The sequence below is a fragment of the Paenibacillus sp. VMFN-D1 genome (genome assembly GCF_003386155.1).
GTDB lineage: Bacteria > Bacillota > Bacilli > Paenibacillales > Paenibacillaceae > Paenibacillus_AQ > Paenibacillus_AQ favisporus.
Genome location: NZ_QRDU01000001.1, coordinates 1,915,325 through 1,934,573, shown reverse-complemented (window position 1 = coordinate 1,934,573; position 19,249 = coordinate 1,915,325). Strand labels below are relative to the sequence as shown.

The 19,249-nt window shown below is 50.3% G+C and carries 22 protein-coding genes; 17 read left to right on the top strand and 5 right to left on the bottom strand.

Annotation, left to right across the window (positions count from 1 at the left end; translation table 11 throughout):
* The first annotated feature begins 29 nt into the window (after positions 1–29).
* The 11 genes from C7820_RS09005 to C7820_RS08955 all read left to right on the top strand — a co-directional run bounded on the left by C7820_RS09005 (position 30) and on the right by C7820_RS08955 (position 10,725).
* Entirely contained in the window at positions 30–1,631 is a 1,602-nt protein-coding gene (locus C7820_RS09005; RefSeq protein WP_116230667.1) for an FAD-dependent oxidoreductase, read from the top strand.
* Positions 1,628–1,960 (top strand): 4Fe-4S dicluster domain-containing protein, encoded by a 333-nt coding sequence (locus tag C7820_RS09000; protein WP_076166160.1) that lies wholly within the window; start codon positions 1,628–1,630, stop codon positions 1,958–1,960. The genes C7820_RS09005 and C7820_RS09000 overlap by 4 nt, the downstream gene beginning before the upstream one ends.
* 27 nt (positions 1,961–1,987) lie before the next feature.
* Positions 1,988–3,010 carry an ABC transporter substrate-binding protein gene (locus tag C7820_RS08995; RefSeq protein WP_116230666.1) on the top strand — a complete coding sequence of 341 codons (1,023 nt, stop codon included), beginning with the start codon at positions 1,988–1,990 and terminating at the stop codon, positions 3,008–3,010.
* 32 nt (positions 3,011–3,042) lie between these two features.
* Positions 3,043–4,653: an FAD-dependent oxidoreductase gene (locus C7820_RS08990; RefSeq protein WP_116230665.1), complete on the top strand. Its 1,611-nt coding sequence runs from the start codon at positions 3,043–3,045 to the stop codon at positions 4,651–4,653.
* Positions 4,650–5,000, top strand: coding sequence for a 4Fe-4S binding protein (locus tag C7820_RS08985; RefSeq protein WP_116230664.1), 351 nt, complete (start codon positions 4,650–4,652; stop codon positions 4,998–5,000). The genes C7820_RS08990 and C7820_RS08985 overlap by 4 nt, the downstream gene beginning before the upstream one ends.
* Before the next feature lie 257 nt (positions 5,001–5,257).
* On the top strand, positions 5,258–6,316 hold the full coding sequence (locus tag C7820_RS08980; RefSeq protein ID WP_116230663.1) for an ATP synthase beta subunit C-terminal domain-containing protein: 1,059 nt from the start codon (positions 5,258–5,260) through the stop codon (positions 6,314–6,316).
* A gap of 99 nt (positions 6,317–6,415) precedes the next feature.
* The gene (locus C7820_RS08975; RefSeq protein ID WP_147306269.1) at positions 6,416–7,042 is read left to right on the top strand and encodes a hypothetical protein; all 627 of its coding nucleotides are present in this window, start codon (positions 6,416–6,418) and stop codon (positions 7,040–7,042) included.
* A 180-nt stretch (positions 7,043–7,222) separates the two neighbouring features.
* Positions 7,223–8,374 carry a non-hydrolyzing UDP-N-acetylglucosamine 2-epimerase gene (wecB, locus tag C7820_RS08970; protein ID WP_116230661.1) on the top strand — a complete coding sequence of 384 codons (1,152 nt, stop codon included), beginning with the start codon at positions 7,223–7,225 and terminating at the stop codon, positions 8,372–8,374.
* A gap of 4 nt (positions 8,375–8,378) precedes the next feature.
* Complete coding sequence (locus tag C7820_RS08965) at positions 8,379–8,936, top strand: hypothetical protein (RefSeq protein WP_116230660.1); 558 nt, start codon at positions 8,379–8,381, stop codon at positions 8,934–8,936.
* Between the two features lie 138 nt (positions 8,937–9,074).
* A complete protein-coding gene (locus C7820_RS08960) occupies positions 9,075–9,677 on the top strand; it encodes a class I SAM-dependent methyltransferase (protein ID WP_116230659.1) in 603 nt (200 codons plus the stop codon).
* Between the two features lie 61 nt (positions 9,678–9,738).
* Complete coding sequence (locus C7820_RS08955) at positions 9,739–10,725, top strand: phosphotransferase enzyme family protein (RefSeq protein WP_181908977.1); 987 nt, start codon at positions 9,739–9,741, stop codon at positions 10,723–10,725.
* Between the two features lie 72 nt (positions 10,726–10,797).
* Here the strand turns inward: C7820_RS08955 and trxA are convergent, their stop codons facing one another.
* Positions 10,798–11,106, bottom strand: coding sequence for a thioredoxin (trxA, locus tag C7820_RS08950; protein ID WP_116230657.1), 309 nt, complete (start codon positions 11,104–11,106; stop codon positions 10,798–10,800).
* A gap of 32 nt (positions 11,107–11,138) precedes the next feature.
* Positions 11,139–12,029, bottom strand: a complete 891-nt coding sequence (locus C7820_RS08945) for a class I SAM-dependent methyltransferase (protein WP_116230656.1) — start codon at positions 12,027–12,029, stop codon at positions 11,139–11,141.
* A 339-nt stretch (positions 12,030–12,368) separates the two neighbouring features.
* Here C7820_RS08945 and C7820_RS08940 point away from each other — a divergent pair, with 339 nt between their 5' ends.
* Together C7820_RS08940 and C7820_RS08935 are read left to right on the top strand one after the other, a co-directional pair.
* On the top strand, positions 12,369–12,926 hold the full coding sequence (locus tag C7820_RS08940; protein ID WP_116230655.1) for a GNAT family N-acetyltransferase: 558 nt from the start codon (positions 12,369–12,371) through the stop codon (positions 12,924–12,926).
* A gap of 128 nt (positions 12,927–13,054) precedes the next feature.
* Positions 13,055–13,966 (top strand): GNAT family N-acetyltransferase, encoded by a 912-nt coding sequence (locus C7820_RS08935; protein WP_116230654.1) that lies wholly within the window; start codon positions 13,055–13,057, stop codon positions 13,964–13,966.
* A 91-nt stretch (positions 13,967–14,057) separates the two neighbouring features.
* Here the strand turns inward: C7820_RS08935 and C7820_RS08930 are convergent, their stop codons facing one another.
* Both C7820_RS08930 and C7820_RS08925 read right to left on the bottom strand, forming a co-directional pair.
* On the bottom strand, positions 14,058–14,795 hold the full coding sequence (locus tag C7820_RS08930) for an SDR family oxidoreductase (RefSeq protein ID WP_116230653.1): 738 nt from the start codon (positions 14,793–14,795) through the stop codon (positions 14,058–14,060).
* Positions 14,796–14,873: 78 nt separating this feature from the next.
* A complete protein-coding gene (locus tag C7820_RS08925) occupies positions 14,874–15,128 on the bottom strand; it encodes an Atu4866 domain-containing protein (protein ID WP_116230652.1) in 255 nt (84 codons plus the stop codon).
* 217 nt (positions 15,129–15,345) lie between these two features.
* Here C7820_RS08925 and C7820_RS08920 point away from each other — a divergent pair, with 217 nt between their 5' ends.
* The 3 genes from C7820_RS08920 to C7820_RS08910 all read left to right on the top strand — a co-directional run bounded on the left by C7820_RS08920 (position 15,346) and on the right by C7820_RS08910 (position 17,400).
* Positions 15,346–16,284, top strand: coding sequence for an AraC family transcriptional regulator (locus C7820_RS08920; RefSeq protein ID WP_116230651.1), 939 nt, complete (start codon positions 15,346–15,348; stop codon positions 16,282–16,284).
* Between the two features lie 47 nt (positions 16,285–16,331).
* The gene (locus C7820_RS08915) at positions 16,332–16,643 is read left to right on the top strand and encodes an ArsR/SmtB family transcription factor (protein WP_116230650.1); all 312 of its coding nucleotides are present in this window, start codon (positions 16,332–16,334) and stop codon (positions 16,641–16,643) included.
* 145 nt (positions 16,644–16,788) lie between these two features.
* On the top strand, positions 16,789–17,400 hold the full coding sequence (locus C7820_RS08910; RefSeq protein WP_309545746.1) for an NAD(P)H-dependent oxidoreductase: 612 nt from the start codon (positions 16,789–16,791) through the stop codon (positions 17,398–17,400).
* 134 nt (positions 17,401–17,534) lie between these two features.
* Here C7820_RS08910 and C7820_RS08905 read toward each other — a convergent pair whose 3' ends face one another.
* Complete coding sequence (locus C7820_RS08905; protein ID WP_116230648.1) at positions 17,535–18,017, bottom strand: DinB family protein; 483 nt, start codon at positions 18,015–18,017, stop codon at positions 17,535–17,537.
* A gap of 214 nt (positions 18,018–18,231) precedes the next feature.
* On the opposite strand from C7820_RS08905, the gene C7820_RS08900 reads away from it, so the two are divergent.
* Positions 18,232–19,143 carry a LysR family transcriptional regulator gene (locus C7820_RS08900; protein WP_116230647.1) on the top strand — a complete coding sequence of 304 codons (912 nt, stop codon included), beginning with the start codon at positions 18,232–18,234 and terminating at the stop codon, positions 19,141–19,143.
* The last annotated feature ends 106 nt before the right edge of the window (positions 19,144–19,249 follow it).

Genomic DNA, 19,249 nt, shown 5'->3' with positions numbered 1-19,249 from the left:
CCATTCCGAAAAAATAGGAGGCGTGGCAAATGGCAATTCAGGAACAGGCGCAGCATTTGAAAACGGACGTATTGGTGATCGGCGGGGGACCGGCGGGCACTTGGGCCGCCGTTACGGCAGCCGCCAAGGGAGCCAGAGTGGTGCTGGCCGATAAAGGGTATTGCGGATCCAGCGGGGCAACGGCGCCTTCAGGCACGGGAGTGTGGTATGTGAAGCCGGATGAACGGCTGAGGGAAGAAGCCAAAGCCAGCCGCTATGACATGGGCGGAAGGCTGGCGGAACACCGCTGGATGAACCGGGTGCTTGACCGCACCTATGCCAATATGAACCAGTTGGCAGGCTGGGGGTACCCGTTCCCGCTGGATGACGAGGGCAATCAGCACCGGCACAGCCTGCAGGGGCCCGAATATATGCGCCTCATGCGCAAGGTCGTCAGGAAGGCGGGCGTGACGATTCTGGACCACAGCCCGGCGCTGGAGCTGCTGGCCGACGAGCATGGCGTGGGAGGTGCTGCGGGAGTCAATACGCAGACGGGTATCCCGTGGACGGTGGAGGCCGGAGCGGTTGTGATCGCCACAGGCGGCTGCGCCTTTCTCAGCAAAGCGCTCGGCTGCAACGTCCTCACAGGCGACGGGTATCTAATGGCCGCTGAGGCCGGGGCGAATCTGTCCGGCATGGAATTTTCCAACGCCTACGCGATTTGCCCGACATTCTCGTCCGTGACGAAGACGGCTTATTACAGCTATGCCAGCTTCTATTATGAAGACGGCACGATTGTCGAAGGAGCCGGTTCCAAGCGCGGGCGCTCCGTGATTGCGCGTAATCTTATGGAGGGCCGGCAGGTCTATGCCGTCCTCGATCAGGCGCCAGAACACTTGAAGCCGCTGCTCCGGGTGGGCCAGACCAACTTCTTCTTGCCGTTCGACCGCCGCGGCATTGATCCGTTTACGGACCCGTTCCCGGTTACGCTTCGCCTGGAAGGGACGGTCCGTGGCACCGGCGGCATCCGGCTGGCGGATGAGCTCTGCGCAACCGATGTGCCCGGGCTCTATGCGGCGGGCGATGCCGCCACCCGGGAGCTGATTTGCGGCGGGTTTACCGGAGGAGGGAGCCACAATGCAGCTTGGGCTATGTCCTCCGGCTCCTTCGCCGGAGAAGGTGCGGCGGCCTACGTCAAGAAGCTGGGTGCCCGTGATGGAAGCCGCAATTTAGAGCGAAAGTCCACCCAGCCCATCGTGGAGGAAGGCAAGGGCAGCGTTACACCAAGCCGGGCAGCGGAATGGGTGCAGGCCGTTCAGGATGAGGTCAAACCTTATGACCGCAACCTGTTCCGGACCGGTGAGGTGATGACCCGGTCTTTGAACAGGCTGAACGGCTTATGGAACGAGCAGCGGGAGCAGGCTATTGAGCACACCGTGGATGGCGTCAAAGCAAGGGAAGCGGCCGCCATGACGGCAACGGCCCGTTGGATGTACACATCTGCCTTGGCCCGGACGGAATCGAGGGGCATGCATAAGCGCAGCGATTTTGCCGGGATGGACGACAATCAGCACTACCGCCTGATCACAGGCGGATTGGACCAATTGTGGGTTCGTCCGGAGCAAGTCCGTAAGGAGGTCGTCGTCCATTGATCGAAGTTATCAGTGAAAGCAAATGCATTGCCTGCAATCAATGCGTGTCTGTATGTCCTACCAACGTATTCGATCGCGTTGCTGACGGGATTCCCGTGATCGCCCGGCAAAGCGATTGCCAGACCTGTTTTATGTGCGAGCTGTACTGCCCTGTCGACGCCTTGTATGTCGCCCCGGAATCCGAGTCGGTCATCGGTGTCACGGAAAGCGAGCTGTCAGAACAAGGCCTAATGGGAGGATACCGGGAGAAGGTTGGCTGGGGGAAAGGCCGCAAGCCTGTCGCCAGTCACGAATATATGTATCAGCTGTCGAAGCGGAGCGGATTTTAATTATCGACTGAAGTGGGGGAGCCAATCATGAAGACAACGCATCGTAAAAACACCAAACACGGCCGCTTATGGAAATCAGCTGTCATTCTTGCAGGTCTGCTAGCCATCATCGTGGTTCAGGGCTGCTCGCCGTCCAAGCGCAGCGGGGATGCTGCCGAAGCTGCCGCGGATAAGCCGACGGTGCTCAATTATGGCTACATCGGGATCAATAAATTAAATGTGCCGTCAAGCGGAGCTGAAGGCTGGGGATTCCATAAAGGGATTATTCAGGAGGAGCTGAAGAAGCATGGGATTACGCAGGTGAACCTGACCGGCTTCCCCAACGGACCCGACCAAACAGAATCATTAGTCAGCGGCCGGCTGGACGCAGGCAGCCTTGGCGATACACCGGCGATCATCGCTTACGCCTCCGGTGCGAAAACACGTTTGATTTCCCAGCCATCGACCTATTCCATCGGGTACTTGTTTGCCAAAAAAGGCGGAGCTAAGTCCATCAAAGATTTGGAAGGCAAAACGATTGCCATTCAAAAGGGATCTTTTATGCACCGTTATGTCGTTGGCTTGCTCAAGCAGGAGGGCGTGAAGGATTATAAGCTGGTTCACATGCTGATTCCCGATGCGCAGGCAGCTTTGGCAAGGGGGGATGTTGACGCGTTGACCAACAATGGCGTGCAGGCGATGAAGCAGATTGACGAAGGTTATCCGCTGCTTGACGATGCCACCAAACATCCCGATCTGATCGGTACGAGTGCTACCGTCGTGTCGGACGCTTTTCTGGCCAAATTCCCCGACTTTCCGAAAATATGGAACGAAGCGCGCAAAAAGGCGCTGGATGACTTAAAGCAGCACGAAGACGAATACTACCAGTTTGTCGCGGATGCGCAGGGAACGACTCCGGAAGTTATCAAGAAGATCAGCCCGATCAGCGAGATCAAGGATACGCCGTTTACCGATGACGGCTTAAAGCTGATTGAAGGAACGAAAGACTTTCTGGTTGAAGAAAAGCTTGCGAAAAAAGATTTTGATATGAACGACTGGGTGCTGAAATAACCACGTACAGGACGATAGGGGGATTGCAGCAAATGGCACCCAAAATGGATATTCAATTAACCACGGATGTACTGGTTCTTGGTGGCGGGCCAGCTGGCGCCTGGGCGGCATGGAGAGCCGCGTCCAAGGGAGCAAGGGTTGTGCTTGCGGATAAAGGCTTCTTGGGCAGCAGCGGTGCGACGGCACCTGGAGGAACAACCCTGCTGGTGATTCCTCCGGTTGCCGAGCTGCGGGAAGATGCCGTGCAGAGCAGGCTCAAGGCAGGCGGATATCTGTCGGAGAACGCCTGGATTCACCGGGTTCTGGATGAGGTGGAGACCTATTTGGAAAAAGTCGGAGAATGGGGATATCCCTTTCCGAAAGATGGTAACGGGAATCCGCTCCGCACGCATTTGCACGGCCCCGAATATATGAAGCTGATGCGCCGGGCGGTCCGGCAGGCCGGCGTGCGCATATTGGATCAATCCCCTGCACTGGAGCTGCTGCACGATGCGAATGGCGTCGGGGGAGCAAGAGGCGTGAACCGGCTGACGGGCAAAGAATGGGAAGTACGCTCCAATGCGGTCGTTCTGGCTACTGGGGGCTGCGCGTTTCTGAGCAATGGGTTGGGCTGCAACGTACTTACCGGCGAGGGACTGCTTATGGCTGCCGAAACGGGAGCCGAGCTTTCCGGGATGGAATTCAGCCGCCAATATGCGCCGAGCGCCGCTTTTGGCAGTGTGACCCGGGGGAGAATGCTGGCTTGGTCTACGCTCTATGATCAAGAAGGGCGCGTGATCAGCCGGGGTGACCGCGCCTTCGGCAGTCTGCAGCAGCATCTCCTGAAAGGACCGGTGTACGCCTCGATCAATTTGGCCGACACGGAGGAGAAGCGGCGGTTTCTTCGTCACGCGCATCCGATCTTCTTTATGCCGCTCGAGCGCGCAGGCATCGATCCGTTCCGGGATAAGTTTCCGATCACGCTCCGGTACGAAGGGACGATGCGCGGGACGGGCGGGCTGCGGCTCACCGGGAACGACTGCCGCACGAGCGTTCCGGGTTTATACGCAGCGGGCGATGCCGCCTCGCGAGAGAAAGTAACGGGCGCCATTTCAGGCGGAGGAGCGTATAACGCTTCCTGGGCGATATGCAGCGGAAATTGGGCGGGCGAAGGTGCTGCGCAGTATGCACTATCCCAATCCGGGGATGCCGGTAAGCGGGATCTGACGCCGGCAGGACGATACGGCTTGGTGCAGCATTCGGACGCCGACCGGCTGATGGACGTCCCGCAAATCATCTCGGCCGTTCAGCGTGAGGTGTTCCCTTTGTCGATTAACTTTTTCCGCAGCGAACCGGTCATCAGGGCGTCTCTCGACCGTTTGCACGGGCTTGTTCCTTTTTTGCATGACAGTGTATCTGACGATCACCGTCATCGTGTGCGTGCCCGGGAAGCGGCAGGCATGGTGGCTACGGCGAGATGGATGTACTCGGCCGCCCTTGCGCGCAAAGAGAGCCGCGGGCTGCATGCCTTTGCGGAATACCCCCAGCTGGATCCCCGCCAGACCCACCGCCTTCTGGTGTCGGGAATCGACCGAATCCACATCCGGGCGGAAAAAGTCCCTCATGCGTCCGAACTCACGCCGGAGGAGGGGAGGGTCTTATGATCGAGCTGGTCAGCGGGGAGCGGTGCATCGGTTGTTCCATTTGCGTAAAGGTCTGTCCAACCAACGTGTTTGATATGCAGGATGGACAGCTTGTGATCGCCAGGCAGGAAGACTGCCAGACATGCTTTATGTGTGAAGCGTATTGTCCAGTTGATGCTTTGTATGTTGCGCCTTATGCGGACCGATCCGTAGAGGTCAGCGAAGAGGCGTTGTTGCACCAAGGAATGCTCGGCAGCTGGAGGGCAGAAATCGGATGGACCATGGGCAGTGAAACGACGATGGCCGCCCGGGATACCACGCCGTTTTTTGAACAATTTACGAAAAACCACCGGCCAAAGGAAAGCTAATGTAACGTACTGAAGCATGTGGAAGTGTAAAGCCACCATGATTTCAAACAAGGGTGGCTTTTTTGGCGTGCTGATCGGCTGCCGCGAATGGGTGAGTGAATAACCATTTTGTATTAGAGTCCTCGGTTTTCACTTTAATGTTGAGGTTCTAAATATGTCTTGTGTACAAGGTAACAAACAATCACAAATTTTTCCTCATTCCCTATTGCGCTATAGAGTAAAATAAATTACTATACAAAGTAAGGAGGTGCTAAAAAATGGATGAGGAGTTACAGCTTAACGTTCCGCTGCTGCGCCGACGCGTACCCAATCTAACGACGGCGGCACGGGAGGCTGGTCTAAGAGCGGCAACGGTTTCCAATCTATGTACAGGTAAAATCCCCGTCGGCCGCGCTGAAGTAAGGACGTTGGTGGCTCTTGCTTCTTTGGCGGGATGCAGTCTTGATGAACTCATAATTAGAGGGAGTGGTGTTCGTATGATCGAGACAGGTGTAAAAGCGTTGGATTTGCTCGCCCCGGTAGTTCGCGGGGGAACCGTTGGATTTGTGGCACGGCCGAACATGGGGCAGCTCGTTATGCTCGCAGAGCTGATGCTCCGCATGAAGAAACGGGGATTCGCAACCGTGTTCTGGGACCCGCAATCGGATATTTCGGGCGTCGAGCTGGTTCAGGAGCAATCCGAGTTTTCCCATTCGGCCAAAGAGGACGTTTATCAGCAAATCGTGCAGCTGCGCGGGGAAAAAGATATTCTCCTCGGCGTTGATCGGAGCAAAGTTTTATCCGGCGAGTTATTATCCTTGCGAGATCGACTTAAAGAGGTCGGAGCACGGCCCATCACGATCGCCCTTGTAGATATTAAGTGTGAAGCGGCTGACGATGATAATGCGTATGGACCTTTGGACACCCTGTGGAGATTTGACACCGATCTGATCAGCAGAGGCATTTATCCGGCTATCGATCCGATCGGGTCGACCTCGACCGTTCTGGAGGGAGCGCATCTGGATGCCGTTCATCTGACCACCCAGCAAGCGGCACGGAAACTGCTCCGCCGTTACAGAGAGCTGAGATCGTTGGTGACCGTACTGGGCACCGAAAAGATTTCCGATAGTGATTTGCAGCTGTACCAACGTGGCGAAAGGCTCGAAGCTTATCTTGCACAGCCTTTCTATGTATCCGAGCCCTATACCAAGAAACCAGGTGAATGGTTGACGCTTTATGATACACTGGCTGATGTGAAGCGGATCTTGGACGGTGAAATGGATGCCACCGAGCCTTCCGAATTGTTTTTTAAAGGGCGGCTGGAAGTCACCAGCTGAAGCGTGATGATTGAGATCTGGTAAACGGTTGCATGGGGCCGGTCCAGCTGACCGGCTCTTACGTACCGTATCGAATAGTTATCGAAAGAGGTGAACGGCTTGATTCGCGGCGTCATACTCGAAGGCTTATCCACAACTGGGAAAACATCCGTATTATCTGCATTAAAAAGAGTACATAGTTTAAGTTCGCATGCCGAGCGAACGATGATCGCGCTAAGTGAACATTATTCGCAAATCCTGCATTCCGATCACGGCGTGCTGAGATCTTTGGATCAAAATGAACATATCCAGCTGTTGAATCAGCATATCGCTTACCTTGAACAGCTGCATGGTTGGATTAAATCTCTGGGTCAAACGAAAGCGTCAAACGGAATTTTTTTCATCTTAGAGAGATTTCATCTTAATCATCGTGCGGCATTCGCAGATCATACAGAAATTGAGGCTTTGGAACAGCGGATGCGGCGTCTCAATGGAAAATGCGTTCTTTTGACCTTATCTCCGGAAGCTGTTCCGACCCGATTTGTTGAAAGCCGAGGCGAAGCCTGGCGGTCCTATATCATGGCGAATCATCCGACTGCAGACGAAGCTTGCCGCAAGTTTGTTGAGGATCAGGAAAGGCTGCGCACATGTATGAAACAATCGCTCATTCCTGCAATAGAAATCAACACCGACGAAGCAGCGTGGGATGATTATGCGAATCAAATTTTGAAGGCGTTGGACGAATAAGCACTATAATACATACCCGGTGAAACAAGCTGCAGGCTGCCGAACAACGGCGGCCTGTTTGGGTTATAGAGGGACTCATTCCTGAACAAAAGGAGATGTGGTGCTTCGTAACGAAGTAATATTATGGAAACAGTATAAAATCGTGGCAGAGAATGGATTTACCAAAGGAGAGAATCGACAATGAAGAAAAAAATAATGGTTATATTCGGCACTCGGCCTGAAGCGACGAAAATGTGCCCAGTGATTCAAGAATTGCGCCGTCATCAAGAATGGTTTGAGACAAAGGTGGTTGTTACCGGCCAGCACCGAGAACAACTAACTCAAGCTCTTTCACATTTTAATATTCAACCCGATGTCGACTTGGCTTTGATGAAAGAAAATCAATCACTGGCTTACTTAACTTCGGCTGCGATTGTTGGACTTGACAACATCATTAATGAGGATAAGCCTGACATGATACTGGTTCATGGAGATACGCAGACTGCGATGTGCGGAAGCTTGACAGCATTTTTTCATAAGATCCCGGTTGGGCATGTCGAAGCAGGCTTACGTTCTCATCAAAAATATTCGCCTTGGCCCGAAGAAGTAAATCGCAGAATTGTCGATGTTATTACAGATTTACTATTTGCGCCGACATCTGTTAGCAAGAACAATTTGAATAGAGAGGGTTATGATTCCGAACATATTTTTGTTACCGGTCAAACTGCCGTCGATGCAGCAATTCTAACCAACAAAGCTGATTATAAATTTCATAATGAACAATTAAACGATCTTGTCCAACTTCAAGGAAGATTGATTACTGTAACGGCTCACCGCCGTGAAAATTATGGAGAACCTATGCAGCAAATGTTCAAGGCGATCCGCCGTGTGGCTGATGAACATCCAGATGTTCATATCGTTTATCCGGTTCATTTAAGTCCATATGTCCAGGATACCGCATTTGCTATGCTGTCCGGCCATGATCGGATCCATTTGCTTGATCCCATTGAATACCCTGATATGATCAATCTGTTATCCCGTTCTCATCTTGTATTAAGTGATTCAGGCGGACTTCAAGAAGAAACACCTGTTTTTAATAAACCGTTGATCCTGATGCGAGATACTACAGAACGGCCAGAGGCTGTTGCGGCGAACGCCGTTTACCTGTCCGGAACCCAAGAGGATTCTATTTTTAACATAGCCAATAAACTATTAACGGACCCGGATCTCTATCATCAGATGGCAAATGCGAGAAACCCATTTGGTGACGGGCTCGCCTCCAAAAGAATCGTACATATTATTGCCCATCATTTCGGATTAACTGAAGACCTGCCAAATGAATTCGAGGAGTAAGCCAATGACTCAATACTACTATATCGCTTCAAGCCGTGAGCTTCCTACTGGCTCCTTCGGGAAGAACAAAACGGTAATGACCATTCGGGATTATATTGAAAAAGTGAACCCTTCGGCGAAAGATCAGATTGTGATGCAAGCGCTGCTGGAAAAGGACCCGGAGGGGGATCAGCTGATGGATATCTACGAAACGGAATTGGACGCAGCCGGCTTGTATGTAGCGGGCCCTATGAAATCAGTAGATGCATCGTGCCCGTTTCAGCACCCATACATTTATCAGGTAGACCCTGATGGAGGCTCTTTCGAAATGAATGACGAGAAGAAGCTGTCTTCGCCTGAATACTACCAATGCAGTAGAAAATGCATAACCGAGCTGTTCGAGTATATGGGACGTCATTTAGAGATTGGTGAAGAGCTGGAGCTGTACTCATGCACCGCATATGGGTGTGAAAGGTTTAGTGACTTGCCTAACAAGGATGATCTTATGATTGATTTGTCCACTTTCCAATTGGGTGACAATTTTGAGTGGAAAGAGCGCCAAATGATACGGGTAAGAAAATAAAGTGGATATCGTGCTGAATCAGTGCGAGGAGTGGGGCGGCGGCCGGCTTTGGTTTGATGACGTCTTAGTCCGGGAGAACGGCCGATTTGTATTGGATGAGCTGCAGGGGTTAAATCGTGAATAAGGCGGGATAAAGAAATGGATAAAACAAATCTGGCGAAATCGTATGACATCGATTCACACCGAAGAGCAAACGCGCATCCGGCGGATTGGAAGGTTATCGAGAGGGACAAGTTTCTTACCCGCCTGCAGGATTCAGGTAAAAAAAAACTTCTGGAAATCGGTGCCGGGACAGGGATAGACAGCCTATACTTTAAAGATCATGGTCTAAAGGTAACCAGCATTGATTTATCCAGTGAAATGGTGCGTTACTGCAGAGAAAGAGGGCTGCAGGCGTATGTGATGGATTTCTATCATCTAACATTTGAGGACGATTCGTTTGATGCCGTCTACGCCTTAAACTGTCTGCTGCATGTGCCCAAAAATGAAATAGGCGGCGTGCTGTCGGAAATCAAACGAGTGATGAAGCCGGATGGATTATTTTATATTGGATTATATGGAGGTACAGATTCCGAGGGGGTTTGGGAAAACGACTGGTGTGAGCCAAAACGATTTTTCGCTTCTTATTCAGATCGTTCCATCCGAGCGCTAACCGGGCAATATTTTAAGGAAATCAGCTTTCAAACCGTTCCTTTAAAAGAGGGTGAGCCCTATTTTCAGGGACTCCTGTTACAGAAATAAAAAATGAAATCCAAGGCGGGCATTAACTCGGTTCGAAAACATGAAGATACGGAGGTTTCAAATGCTCACAGCGGATATTTTGTCCAAAGCTGCCGCATCGTTTGACTTTGATGTGAATACGCTGGAGTTTGTCAGCCATTCAACGAATGTGGTATACCGGTTTTCGAAAAACAATGAATTTTATTTCCTGCGGATATCGGTTAAGCCTCTCGCCTACGCAGAAAAGATACATGCCGAATTGGAATGGGTTCATGATTTGGTACACCATGGCGTAAACACCTCTTTGCCGATCTTAACGAAGGATCAACAGTTAACCGCCGTGTATGAAGAAGACGGACTATGTTTTATTGCCGCTGTTTTTCGCATGGCACCGGGAAAATTCTTCGAGAAAGGCAACCCTCACTTATGGGGGACAGACATCTATCATGCATGGGGAGAAACCATGGGGAAGATGCACAAGCATTCGAAGTCCTATATACCTATGGTGAAGGGCAGGCAAAGAGATCATTGGAGCAAGAGCCAGTTCAGCAATCCGAATTTGCAGCATGGGATGTACAAGGTGCTTCTCGAAAAATTACAAAGCCTTGAAGATCAAATCGATTCGCTCCCTCGGGAGGATAATGCTTATGGGCTGATCCATAATGATTTTCATCCCTATAATTTCATGATCGACGGAGATACGATTACCGTATTTGATTTTGACGACTGCATTTATGGCTGGTATGCACTGGACATTGCCATTGCGGCAGCACATGCGGTTTGGTGGGGGTCCCCTGGAGAAGACCGAAAGTCAAAGAATGAATTTGCCCGGAGATTTTTGGATAATTTTCTTGCAGGGTACTTCAAGCATCATCCGTTGGACTCTCATTGGATTCAGCGTATTCCCTTGTTTATGGATTACCGAAATATATGTTCCTTCTTCTGGTGGCTGCAGGATTGGGATGGTGATGAAAGTAAACTGAATGATTTTCAGAAGAATGCAATAACAAAGGCGGTGAAAATCATCGCGGATGGCCGCTCCTTTGACGGCTGTGAGATTGAAATGTAGCTTTACCAATTTCAAAAGCCGGAGATTCCCGCTGAAGGAATTCCGGCTTTGTTTTGCTACCTTGATTTATGCTTAGGCCGTGAGCTCCTTCAAGATCTGTTTCGGCAGAATCCCCGATTCCTGGTAAACGAGCTTGCCATCTTTAAAAATAAGGGTGGTCGGTATGCTCATAATCTGAAATTGGGAAGAGATCACCGGGTTATCATCTACATTCACTTTAATCACGTTAACCGAACCGCTTGTTTCCCTTTCAAAGTCCTCCAGAATGGGAGCAAATATTTTACAAGGACCGCACCATGATGCCCAAAAATTCACGACCGTTACGCCTTCTGTCTGCATCATATTTTTAAACGTTGCGTCTGTTGCATGCTGGATTGCCATTGTTATCTTCCTTTCAATAATAAATTTCCGACTCAAATCTCTCTGGTGTACATGTTCTGATCCTGCAGTCGAATCAGCACCTTGCCAAAACGCCCGCCCTGTTGGAAGGTTACTTGTCCAGACGGATATGCTTGGTCCAGATAGTCCGCAACGATTGTTTGGTTGCGCTCATCGACAGGCAGGCCATGTCTGCGAAGCCAGCTCATCATCTCCTGCAGCGCTTCTTCCTTCGACATCTCTACCGTTTTCGTTTCCCGGGTGACCAGGGACTCATAGGAATAGCCTTTGAGATACAGCAGATGGAGCAAATATCCCATTTCCGCTGGTTTGGACTTGTAAGGTTCGCCGGTGACGAGCGGCCAAATTTCGTTGACCAGACTATGCTCTGCGGAAGAAACAGGCAGACTGACATAACAGAATTTTCGGGCACATTGGAGCACTTTCTCCACGCTCTCCCAGTCGCGAATGACCGGGCACATCGAAACGAAGACGAGATCGAAAGCCTGGCTCAAGCCTTTTTCTTGAACGTCGATTTCCTCAAATGGTACGGGGATAATCTTTATTTGGCCTTCGTCAAACTTGGCTATGTGTTCCTTCAGCAATTCAACTTGTGGTGGAGAGGACTCGACGGCCGTTACACAGGCTCCCCGCTCTGCAAACGGCACCGAAAATACGCCCGAAGCGGCGCCGATGTCCAGCACAGAGGCATTCTTAAATGATACCCCTTGTCCCTCAATCCAGTTCAGGATGCGATGGGTTCGTTTTCTTCCCTCCGGGCTAAATGACTGCTCATGGAAAGCCTTGGCTTTATGATCAAAGTCTCGAGAAGGGTCGATGCCGGCTTGTTTGGACTTGTTTATATAGGTGTCGGGGTCTTCTTTCCACGCTTTTTCCCAGCGGGCTTCATTAAAAAAATCGTTCATGATCTTTTAAACCTCCATAGATCTGTTATATCCATAATTAGAGCAAAAAAATAAATTTTTCTGTATGCTTAAAACATTAAGGCTCTTGCTTGACCGAAACCATCGTAAACCTCACACCAAAGTCCTTATAGAGAAGAGGGATGGTTCAAGTGAGATCCTCCTTTCTATTCGATAATATTATAGACCTACAATATCCATAATAAAATATACTCCATGGATTTGCAATGCTTTCTTCAGAAAATTCATTGTATAGCTGTTCATATCCCTTCATAATTTTGATACGAGAGATTAAGATTTTAATTAAAGAACGTTAATGTTTGACAAAGGAGGAGTCATTTGATGTACAAGGCTATAGTCAATGATGATTCATACATTTCGATTCTGGAAGACAGGCACGCTAACGAGCTTTTTCATTTAATTGACAGCAGTCGTGAATCTATACGGCAGTGGCTTCAGTTTCCTGATCTTACGCATAAAGTCGAGGACACAAGAGCCTTTATAAGCAGGTCATTAAAAAGATTCGCGAATAACGATGGGTACTGGGCTGGGATATGGTATAAGGAACAGATTGCAGGGGCCATAGGTTTTCTAGGGATCGATTGGGAAGCGGGTCGAACAGAAATAGGCTACTGGCTTGGCACACAATTTGAGGGGAAGGGTTTAATGACTGCTGCATGCAGAACGTTTGTCGCTCATGCGTTCCATGATCTGCGGCTTCGTAAAGTCGAGATCGGAGCAGCTGCAGGCAATATCAAGAGCCGAGCGATTCCGGAACGATTGGGCTTCACGCAGGAAGGGATTATCCGGAATTACGAACGTTTACATGACCAATATTTAGACAGAGTCATTTACGGTCTTACGCAACAGGAGTGGTTAGACCAGCAAGCCATGTCCTAATTAGCCGCCTGATCTTCTGTAACCTCCAAAATGAATATAAACGAATGTTACCAAACAAGTGTAACGTAAAATGGTAAAATCAACCTGTTGGAGAAGTGTTACAGATCATTAAAAAGTGAGGTTCGTGAATGACTCTGATTGAAGTCCGCCATTTTACGAAAGAAGATTTTCAGACGCTGGGTGATTTGTATGCTGCCGTAACTTCAATAGGAGAAACGGTATTCTGGTGGGTTGGAGACGAAGCCAATTGGACAAATGTGTTCATTGCAGTGGAGGGAGAACGAATCATCGGAAAAGGGCAGGTCAGCGTTATTTCGGAAATCCCGGCTGGCAGCCCGCAGGACCATAAGCACCATATTTATCTCAACTTGAAGACGCGTCCGGAAAGGGAGAATGACTATCATCTCTATGATCTGCTATACGAACCTTTGCTGAATAGGGCTTACGAGTTGAAAGCAGCCCTGCCCCCGGCTCATCAGACGTTGATTGGGATCGGTAACCAGTCCACGGAAGTGAACAACACCCAATATTTTATATCAAAAGGGTTCAGCTACAGTAAAAGTTTGTATACCATGCAAAGAGCACTGGTTGGAGAAATGGATCCATTCGCTCTTTCCGCACCTTATCGCTGTATCCAGTGGGACATGCCGTCGGAAGCCGGCATCCATGAATACTTGGCAGCAGACATGGAAATTTGGCCGGGGGCTCCCATTGGGATGGAGCGGCTCATGGAAAACCGGAAGAATCGAGCGTGGACTTCTTTTGTCGTCCGGGAGAATGATACGCTGGTCGGCAGCGTGATGGCATGGGTGGATGCAGAGGGGGATGGCGTCATCGAGGATGTTTTTGTCAGAGAACCTTGGCGAAAACAGGGCATTGCCAAGCATTTGCTGCACCAAGCGCTGACCTATCTCAAAAATATCGGATGTGAGTGTGCCGTACTGCAGGTTGAAACGGCCAACTCATCGGCTTTATCCTTGTATCATGCCGTGGGGTTCAAAGAGGTATCGGAGGAAGTTCGGTATGAGCGTGACTTGTAACCATTAAAAAAGCTATCAGGCAGCCGGATCGTTTTGTCGACCGGCTGCCTGATTCGTCATTAGGATGTTTAATTTTTATTTATTCACTGTATCATCCAAGCCGGGCTGTGGGGCGAACCACCAGCTCGTTCACATCGACGTCCGCCGGCTGCTCGATCGCATACGCGATGGCTTGGGCAATAGCGGAAGCAGGAAGAGCGTTACGCCGGTACGTTTTCATAAATTCCCTTGCCCCGTCATCCGTAATGCTCTCAGCGAGCTCGGATTCCGTTACGCCGGGAGAAACGAGCGTTACCCGAATGTCTTCATCAATTTCCTGCCGCAAACCTTCCGTGATGGCGCGAACGGCGTATTTGGTTGCACAGTATACCGCCGCCGTCGGCGTGACTGAATAAGCCCCGATGGAAGCCACGTTAATCATATGGCCGGATTGCTGCTCCTTCATCACGGGGAGACCTGCGGCAATACCGTGGAGAACCCCGCGGATATTGACGTCGATCATCCGGTTCCATTCGTCGATTTTCAAAGCTTCCAACGGTGATAGCGGCATCACGCCGGCATTGTTTACGATGACATCGACCCGTCCAAATCGGCTTTGTGCCAAGCGGATGATAGACTGCATTTGCTCGATACTCGTCACATCAAGCTGTTGATATAAGGCGGACCCTCCTTCTGCCTGAATGAGGGAAGCCAGTGCTTCCAGTTTTTCTACGCGTCTGGCCCCCATGACGACATGGGCGCCCCGGCTGGCAAGAAGCTTCGCTGTAGCTTCGCCGATCCCGCTGCTTGCACCTGTAATCACAACGACTTTTCCATTGATTTCGGACATTGAAATTTCTCCTTTGGATTTGATTTATGCTAAGTTGCTCGATTCGAACTCTTGTGATGAAAAAGGGGCATCTTCCCGCTAATTTTCACGATAGAGAATCATGCCGGCGTGGTAGAGCACCGAATCGCGGAAGTCGCCGTCCGCTGTAAACCCTGTATCATCCACATATTCGATATGGTCACCTACAATGGTGTACCTGCCTTGATATGCGCTCTTCCGATCACCGCGCGATTCGTCATACCGCCCGTTCGTCAGCAGCTCATGCCGGATGTAACCGTCTTTAGTCACCCACATGCCGATATACGGATGGGATTGTTCGTTTTGTGCAGTCATTGAATATTCTCCTTTCCTTTGCGAAAGCCGGATTGAATTCTGCCTTGTCATCGTTTTCTACAGTAAAGTTATCCGGACCATGTTTCGCATTTCTTACATGTTCATTATCGTTCCTTCGGGAAGAGAGACGGTAGCCGGATCATACAAGATGATTGCCTAATCCTCCAGAAGCGGATAAAGTTAAGCTAATCATGTAGATCAAAGGGGGAAGAAAAGGATGGATGAATGGTTCGAGAAACAAAGGAAAGAACTGCTCCGGATCATCGAGAAGTTCACACCGGAGGACGGTACGCATGAGACGGAAGTTCCCGGTTTGCGCTTCATTCGCTCTTCCCGGTTATCCGAACCGGTATATTCTGTCTATGAGCCATCCCTTTGCGTCGTAGCGCAGGGTTCCAAGGTGGTTATGCTGGGACAAGAGGTGTATCAGTACGACCCGAGCAGCTATTTAACCGCTTCAGTCCATTTACCGATTACAGGGCAAGTGATGGAAGCATCGAATGAAACGCCGTATTTAAGCCTGCAGATCCTTTTTGATATGAACCAAATTCTTGATGTGATTCAAGCATCCGATGATGCTATCCGAGCTGGGAATGAGACCAGCCGGGGGTTGAAGGTAAGCCAGCTTAACGATACGCTTTTGGATGCCGTGCTGCGGCTTGTGAAACTGGTTGAGACACCGCGTGATATTCCGGTGCTTGCTCCTTATGCCATGCGGGAAATCATTTACCGGGTGCTTCAGAACGAGCACAGCGCATCTGTGATGCAATTTGCCGTGATCGGAAGCCACGCCCAGCGAATCGCGGGGGTGGTTGAGAAGATTAACCGCGATTTTGCCCTGCCTCTTCGCGTAGAAGAATTGGCTGCGGAGGCCCGTATGAGCACTTCGTCTTTGTACGATTATTTCAAGGAAGTCACAGGGATGAGTCCGATCCAGTACCAAAAGCAGATCCGTTTGCAAGAGGCGCGCCGGCTGCTCTTCTCTGAATCGATCGATGCGGCGGAAGCTGCGTTTCAGGTCGGATACGAGAGTCCGTCGCATTTTAGCAGGGAATATGCGCGGATGTTTGGGATGCCGCCGGTCCGGGACGTACGCCGATTGCGGAGCACGATGGTTGACGAAATGACGATTTCGGCGGAAATCAGCGGAGGGTAGCCGATCATCGTGTTGACATATCGGGAATTATCGATATAATAAAAATCATGAAATCACTTGAACCTATTGAAGTGTTTAAAGCATTGTCCAATGAAGCGCGTTTGCAAATTTTAGAGTGGTTGAAAGATCCTCAAGCTTATTTTGGCCCCCAGGGAGGGGTGGAACTGATCGAAGTTGGGGTTTGCGTAAGCCAAATTACAGCCAAGCTGAACATGACTCAATCGACCACATCCCAGTATTTGTCTGTGCTGCAGCGGGCAGGTCTGATCCATGCAACCCGAATTGGTAAGTGGACCTATTACAAAAGGAATGAAGAAGCGATTCAGGCCATCGCCTCGTACATCCAGAAAGACCTGTAATGATAGAGACTGGATTCAATTCAATGAATTCAGTTTTTATATACTAAACAAATCGATAATTCGAGATATGTAATATCGATTTTGTTTTTTATCCAATACATCGACATATCCCGAATTATAATTTAAAAAGAAGGAGATGTTTTCATTGACCAACCCTTCCATCTTGACCAACGATACGCATTCCAGCCCAACGAACCGATCCTCAAGGACCGCCACACTTGTGATTGTTGCTCATCCCGATTTGGAGCATTCCCGGATCAACAGGCGACTGGCGGAAGAGCTGGAACGGCGGGGCAATGTGACCGTACATCGGCTCTATGAAGCCTATCCGGACGAAAAAATCGATATCGCAAGCGAGCAGGCGCTGCTTCTGGCGCACGACCGAATCGTGCTTCAATTTCCTTTTTTCTGGTACAGCTCGCCTTCCCTGCTGAAGAAATGGATGGATGAAGTGTTCGAGTTTGGATGGGCCCATGGACCAGGCGGGGTCAAGTTGAATGGAAAAGAGCTGATCATCGCCATCTCTTCCGGAGGTTCTCCGAGCATGTACCAAGCCGGCGGCTTTCACAATTACTCTTATGGCGAGCTGCTCCGTCCGTTCCAACAGACGGCAAACCTGACCGGGATGATCTATCGGTCGCCGTTTGTTATTGGGCGAATCCGCGAAGTCAGCGATGAGCAGCTGGAGAAGTATGCCGCAGAATACGCGGACTATGTAGAAGGCGAGAAAGCCTTATCAGGCACAACAAGTGCTTAACACGGTAAAAGTTTAGTTCTCACGCATAAGTTAAAGCCCCTTCCAGGCGCCAAGCGCTGCTGTGAAGGGGCTTCTTTCGTTTAGCTGGTAGAACTTCCGCTATGAGGCACATTTTCGCGCGAATGCAATCCGTTTTACAAGGAAACCGGCTTTTGTACCGCTTTTTGCTGGCTCGTAATCGTTCCCAGGTGGATAGCTTCGTGCATCAAGGCGAAGTTGAACAACTCGGCAGCGGTCGTGAATTCAAAAGGTCCCAATACGAACGGGGACTTCAGATCCTGCTGAAGCATATCCGGCGTAATCTCCGAAATCTGGGACAGCTGATTGGCAAGCTGCTGCACCAATTCTTTCTGGGATGGCGGAGAAATCGTCCAGTCGGCCGGCTTTGTACCGCTGTTGAACAGCGTTTCGTAGGTTGCCGGAATAGTCGACGCTGAACCGAAGCACAGCTGCTGATATCGATCGAGCCAAAATACGATATGCCCGACGTTCCAGCGGATCGTATTTCGAAAACCTGCCGGCGTTATATCGAAGAGCGATTCCGGTATGCCCTGAACCTGACCGATCACCAGTTGATGCAGCACCTTGCCCGTATTCACGATAGATTGTGTACTCATTTTTAATTCCTCCTTAGTGGTTTGTGGGGTGGTTTATTTCGTTCTTGTTACCAAGTTTACCGGTCCAGACCATAAGCAACAATCACGTAATTCCGATGGTATGAATCGTTTTCACTAATGGATCTTTCATCGTATGGGAAATCCTTCCGTCCTCCGTTATACTGGATATAGAACTTAACATGGCAGCATACGAACCAATGGGAAGGAGACGTCCATGGAACTTCGACAGCTTGAATACTTTGCCGCGATATGTAAAGAAATGCATTTCTCCCGGGCCGCCGAGAATCTCTGCACGACACAGTCGAATTTGAGTCAGCAAATCAAGTTTCTGGAAAAGGAGCTGGGGATGCCTCTGTTTGACCGGATTGGCAAAAAGATTGCCTTAACCGATGCCGGCCGGATCCTGCTCGAACAGAGCCAGCTGATCTTTGAGAGGGTGGATTACATTCAAGGGGCCATCTCGGATCTTAAAAAAATGGAGGGCGGCAAGCTGGACATCGGCATTCTGCCAGGGGATGGGGACCTGCTGTTCGACGCGCTGCTGCTTGATTTTCACCGGGCTTACCCCAAACTGTCCATTTCGGTCAGCGAAACGACGAACGTGTATGAAGAGGTTTTGGCCGGGAACAGAGACTTGGGCGTCACGACGATGCCTGAGCGGCCCGACGACCGTATGGCCATCATCCCGCTGTTTCATGAGGAGTTTGCGCTTGCCGTCCGATCGGATCATCCCGCTGCCCGATTAAAGGCCATCCCCTTTGAACAGCTAAAAGAGCTGGATATGGTCACATTCGGCCCCGATCACCAGATTACGAAGCTGATTCGAGCCTGCTGCCAGGAAAAAGGGATGGAGCTGCGTCACGCGATGGTGACCTCGACGCTTTCGACGCTTCTCTCTATGGTAGAGCAGGGAATTGGAGCATGCATTCTTCCCCGGTTGCTGCTCGACAACCTTGGCCGGGAACAAATCACCGCAGTCACGCTCTTGCATCCAACACCGAGCCAGGAGATCTGCATCATTTACCGGACGGATAAATATCTGGGGAAGGCAGGCCGCATATTCATTGAGGCATTACAAGCTTACATAGAGCGTGTAATTGAAAGCGCAAACCGTTCACTTGGGTAGATGGGTATCAAATGAAGTAGGGGGAGTCCCATTGGAAGCCTTTCATAATCAACCACAATCGGATTTTACAGGGATCAAGCTAGTGTTGATTTATGTTCTGAATGTG

Excerpts from the sequence above, each read along its gene's own strand:
- C7820_RS09005 (WP_116230667.1), top strand. The coding sequence starts at position 30 with ATGGCAATTCAGGAACAGGCGCAGCATTTGAAAACGGACGTATTGGTG.
- C7820_RS08995 (WP_116230666.1), top strand. The coding sequence starts at position 1,988 with ATGAAGACAACGCATCGTAAAAACACCAAACACGGCCGCTTATGGAAA.
- C7820_RS08990 (WP_116230665.1), top strand. The coding sequence starts at position 3,043 with ATGGCACCCAAAATGGATATTCAATTAACCACGGATGTACTGGTTCTT.
- C7820_RS08985 (WP_116230664.1), top strand. The coding sequence starts at position 4,650 with ATGATCGAGCTGGTCAGCGGGGAGCGGTGCATCGGTTGTTCCATTTGC.
- C7820_RS08980 (WP_116230663.1), top strand. The coding sequence starts at position 5,258 with ATGGATGAGGAGTTACAGCTTAACGTTCCGCTGCTGCGCCGACGCGTA.
- wecB (WP_116230661.1), top strand. The coding sequence starts at position 7,223 with ATGAAGAAAAAAATAATGGTTATATTCGGCACTCGGCCTGAAGCGACG.
- C7820_RS08965 (WP_116230660.1), top strand. The coding sequence starts at position 8,379 with ATGACTCAATACTACTATATCGCTTCAAGCCGTGAGCTTCCTACTGGC.
- C7820_RS08960 (WP_116230659.1), top strand. The coding sequence starts at position 9,075 with ATGGATAAAACAAATCTGGCGAAATCGTATGACATCGATTCACACCGA.
- C7820_RS08955 (WP_181908977.1), top strand. The coding sequence starts at position 9,739 with ATGCTCACAGCGGATATTTTGTCCAAAGCTGCCGCATCGTTTGACTTT.
- trxA (WP_116230657.1), bottom strand. The coding sequence starts at position 11,106 with ATGGCAATCCAGCATGCAACAGACGCAACGTTTAAAAATATGATGCAG.
- C7820_RS08945 (WP_116230656.1), bottom strand. The coding sequence starts at position 12,029 with ATGAACGATTTTTTTAATGAAGCCCGCTGGGAAAAAGCGTGGAAAGAA.
- C7820_RS08940 (WP_116230655.1), top strand. The coding sequence starts at position 12,369 with ATGTACAAGGCTATAGTCAATGATGATTCATACATTTCGATTCTGGAA.
- C7820_RS08935 (WP_116230654.1), top strand. The coding sequence starts at position 13,055 with ATGACTCTGATTGAAGTCCGCCATTTTACGAAAGAAGATTTTCAGACG.
- C7820_RS08930 (WP_116230653.1), bottom strand. The coding sequence starts at position 14,795 with ATGTCCGAAATCAATGGAAAAGTCGTTGTGATTACAGGTGCAAGCAGC.
- C7820_RS08925 (WP_116230652.1), bottom strand. The coding sequence starts at position 15,128 with ATGACTGCACAAAACGAACAATCCCATCCGTATATCGGCATGTGGGTG.
- C7820_RS08920 (WP_116230651.1), top strand. The coding sequence starts at position 15,346 with ATGGATGAATGGTTCGAGAAACAAAGGAAAGAACTGCTCCGGATCATC.
- C7820_RS08915 (WP_116230650.1), top strand. The coding sequence starts at position 16,332 with ATGAAATCACTTGAACCTATTGAAGTGTTTAAAGCATTGTCCAATGAA.
- C7820_RS08905 (WP_116230648.1), bottom strand. The coding sequence starts at position 18,017 with ATGAGTACACAATCTATCGTGAATACGGGCAAGGTGCTGCATCAACTG.
- C7820_RS08900 (WP_116230647.1), top strand. The coding sequence starts at position 18,232 with ATGGAACTTCGACAGCTTGAATACTTTGCCGCGATATGTAAAGAAATG.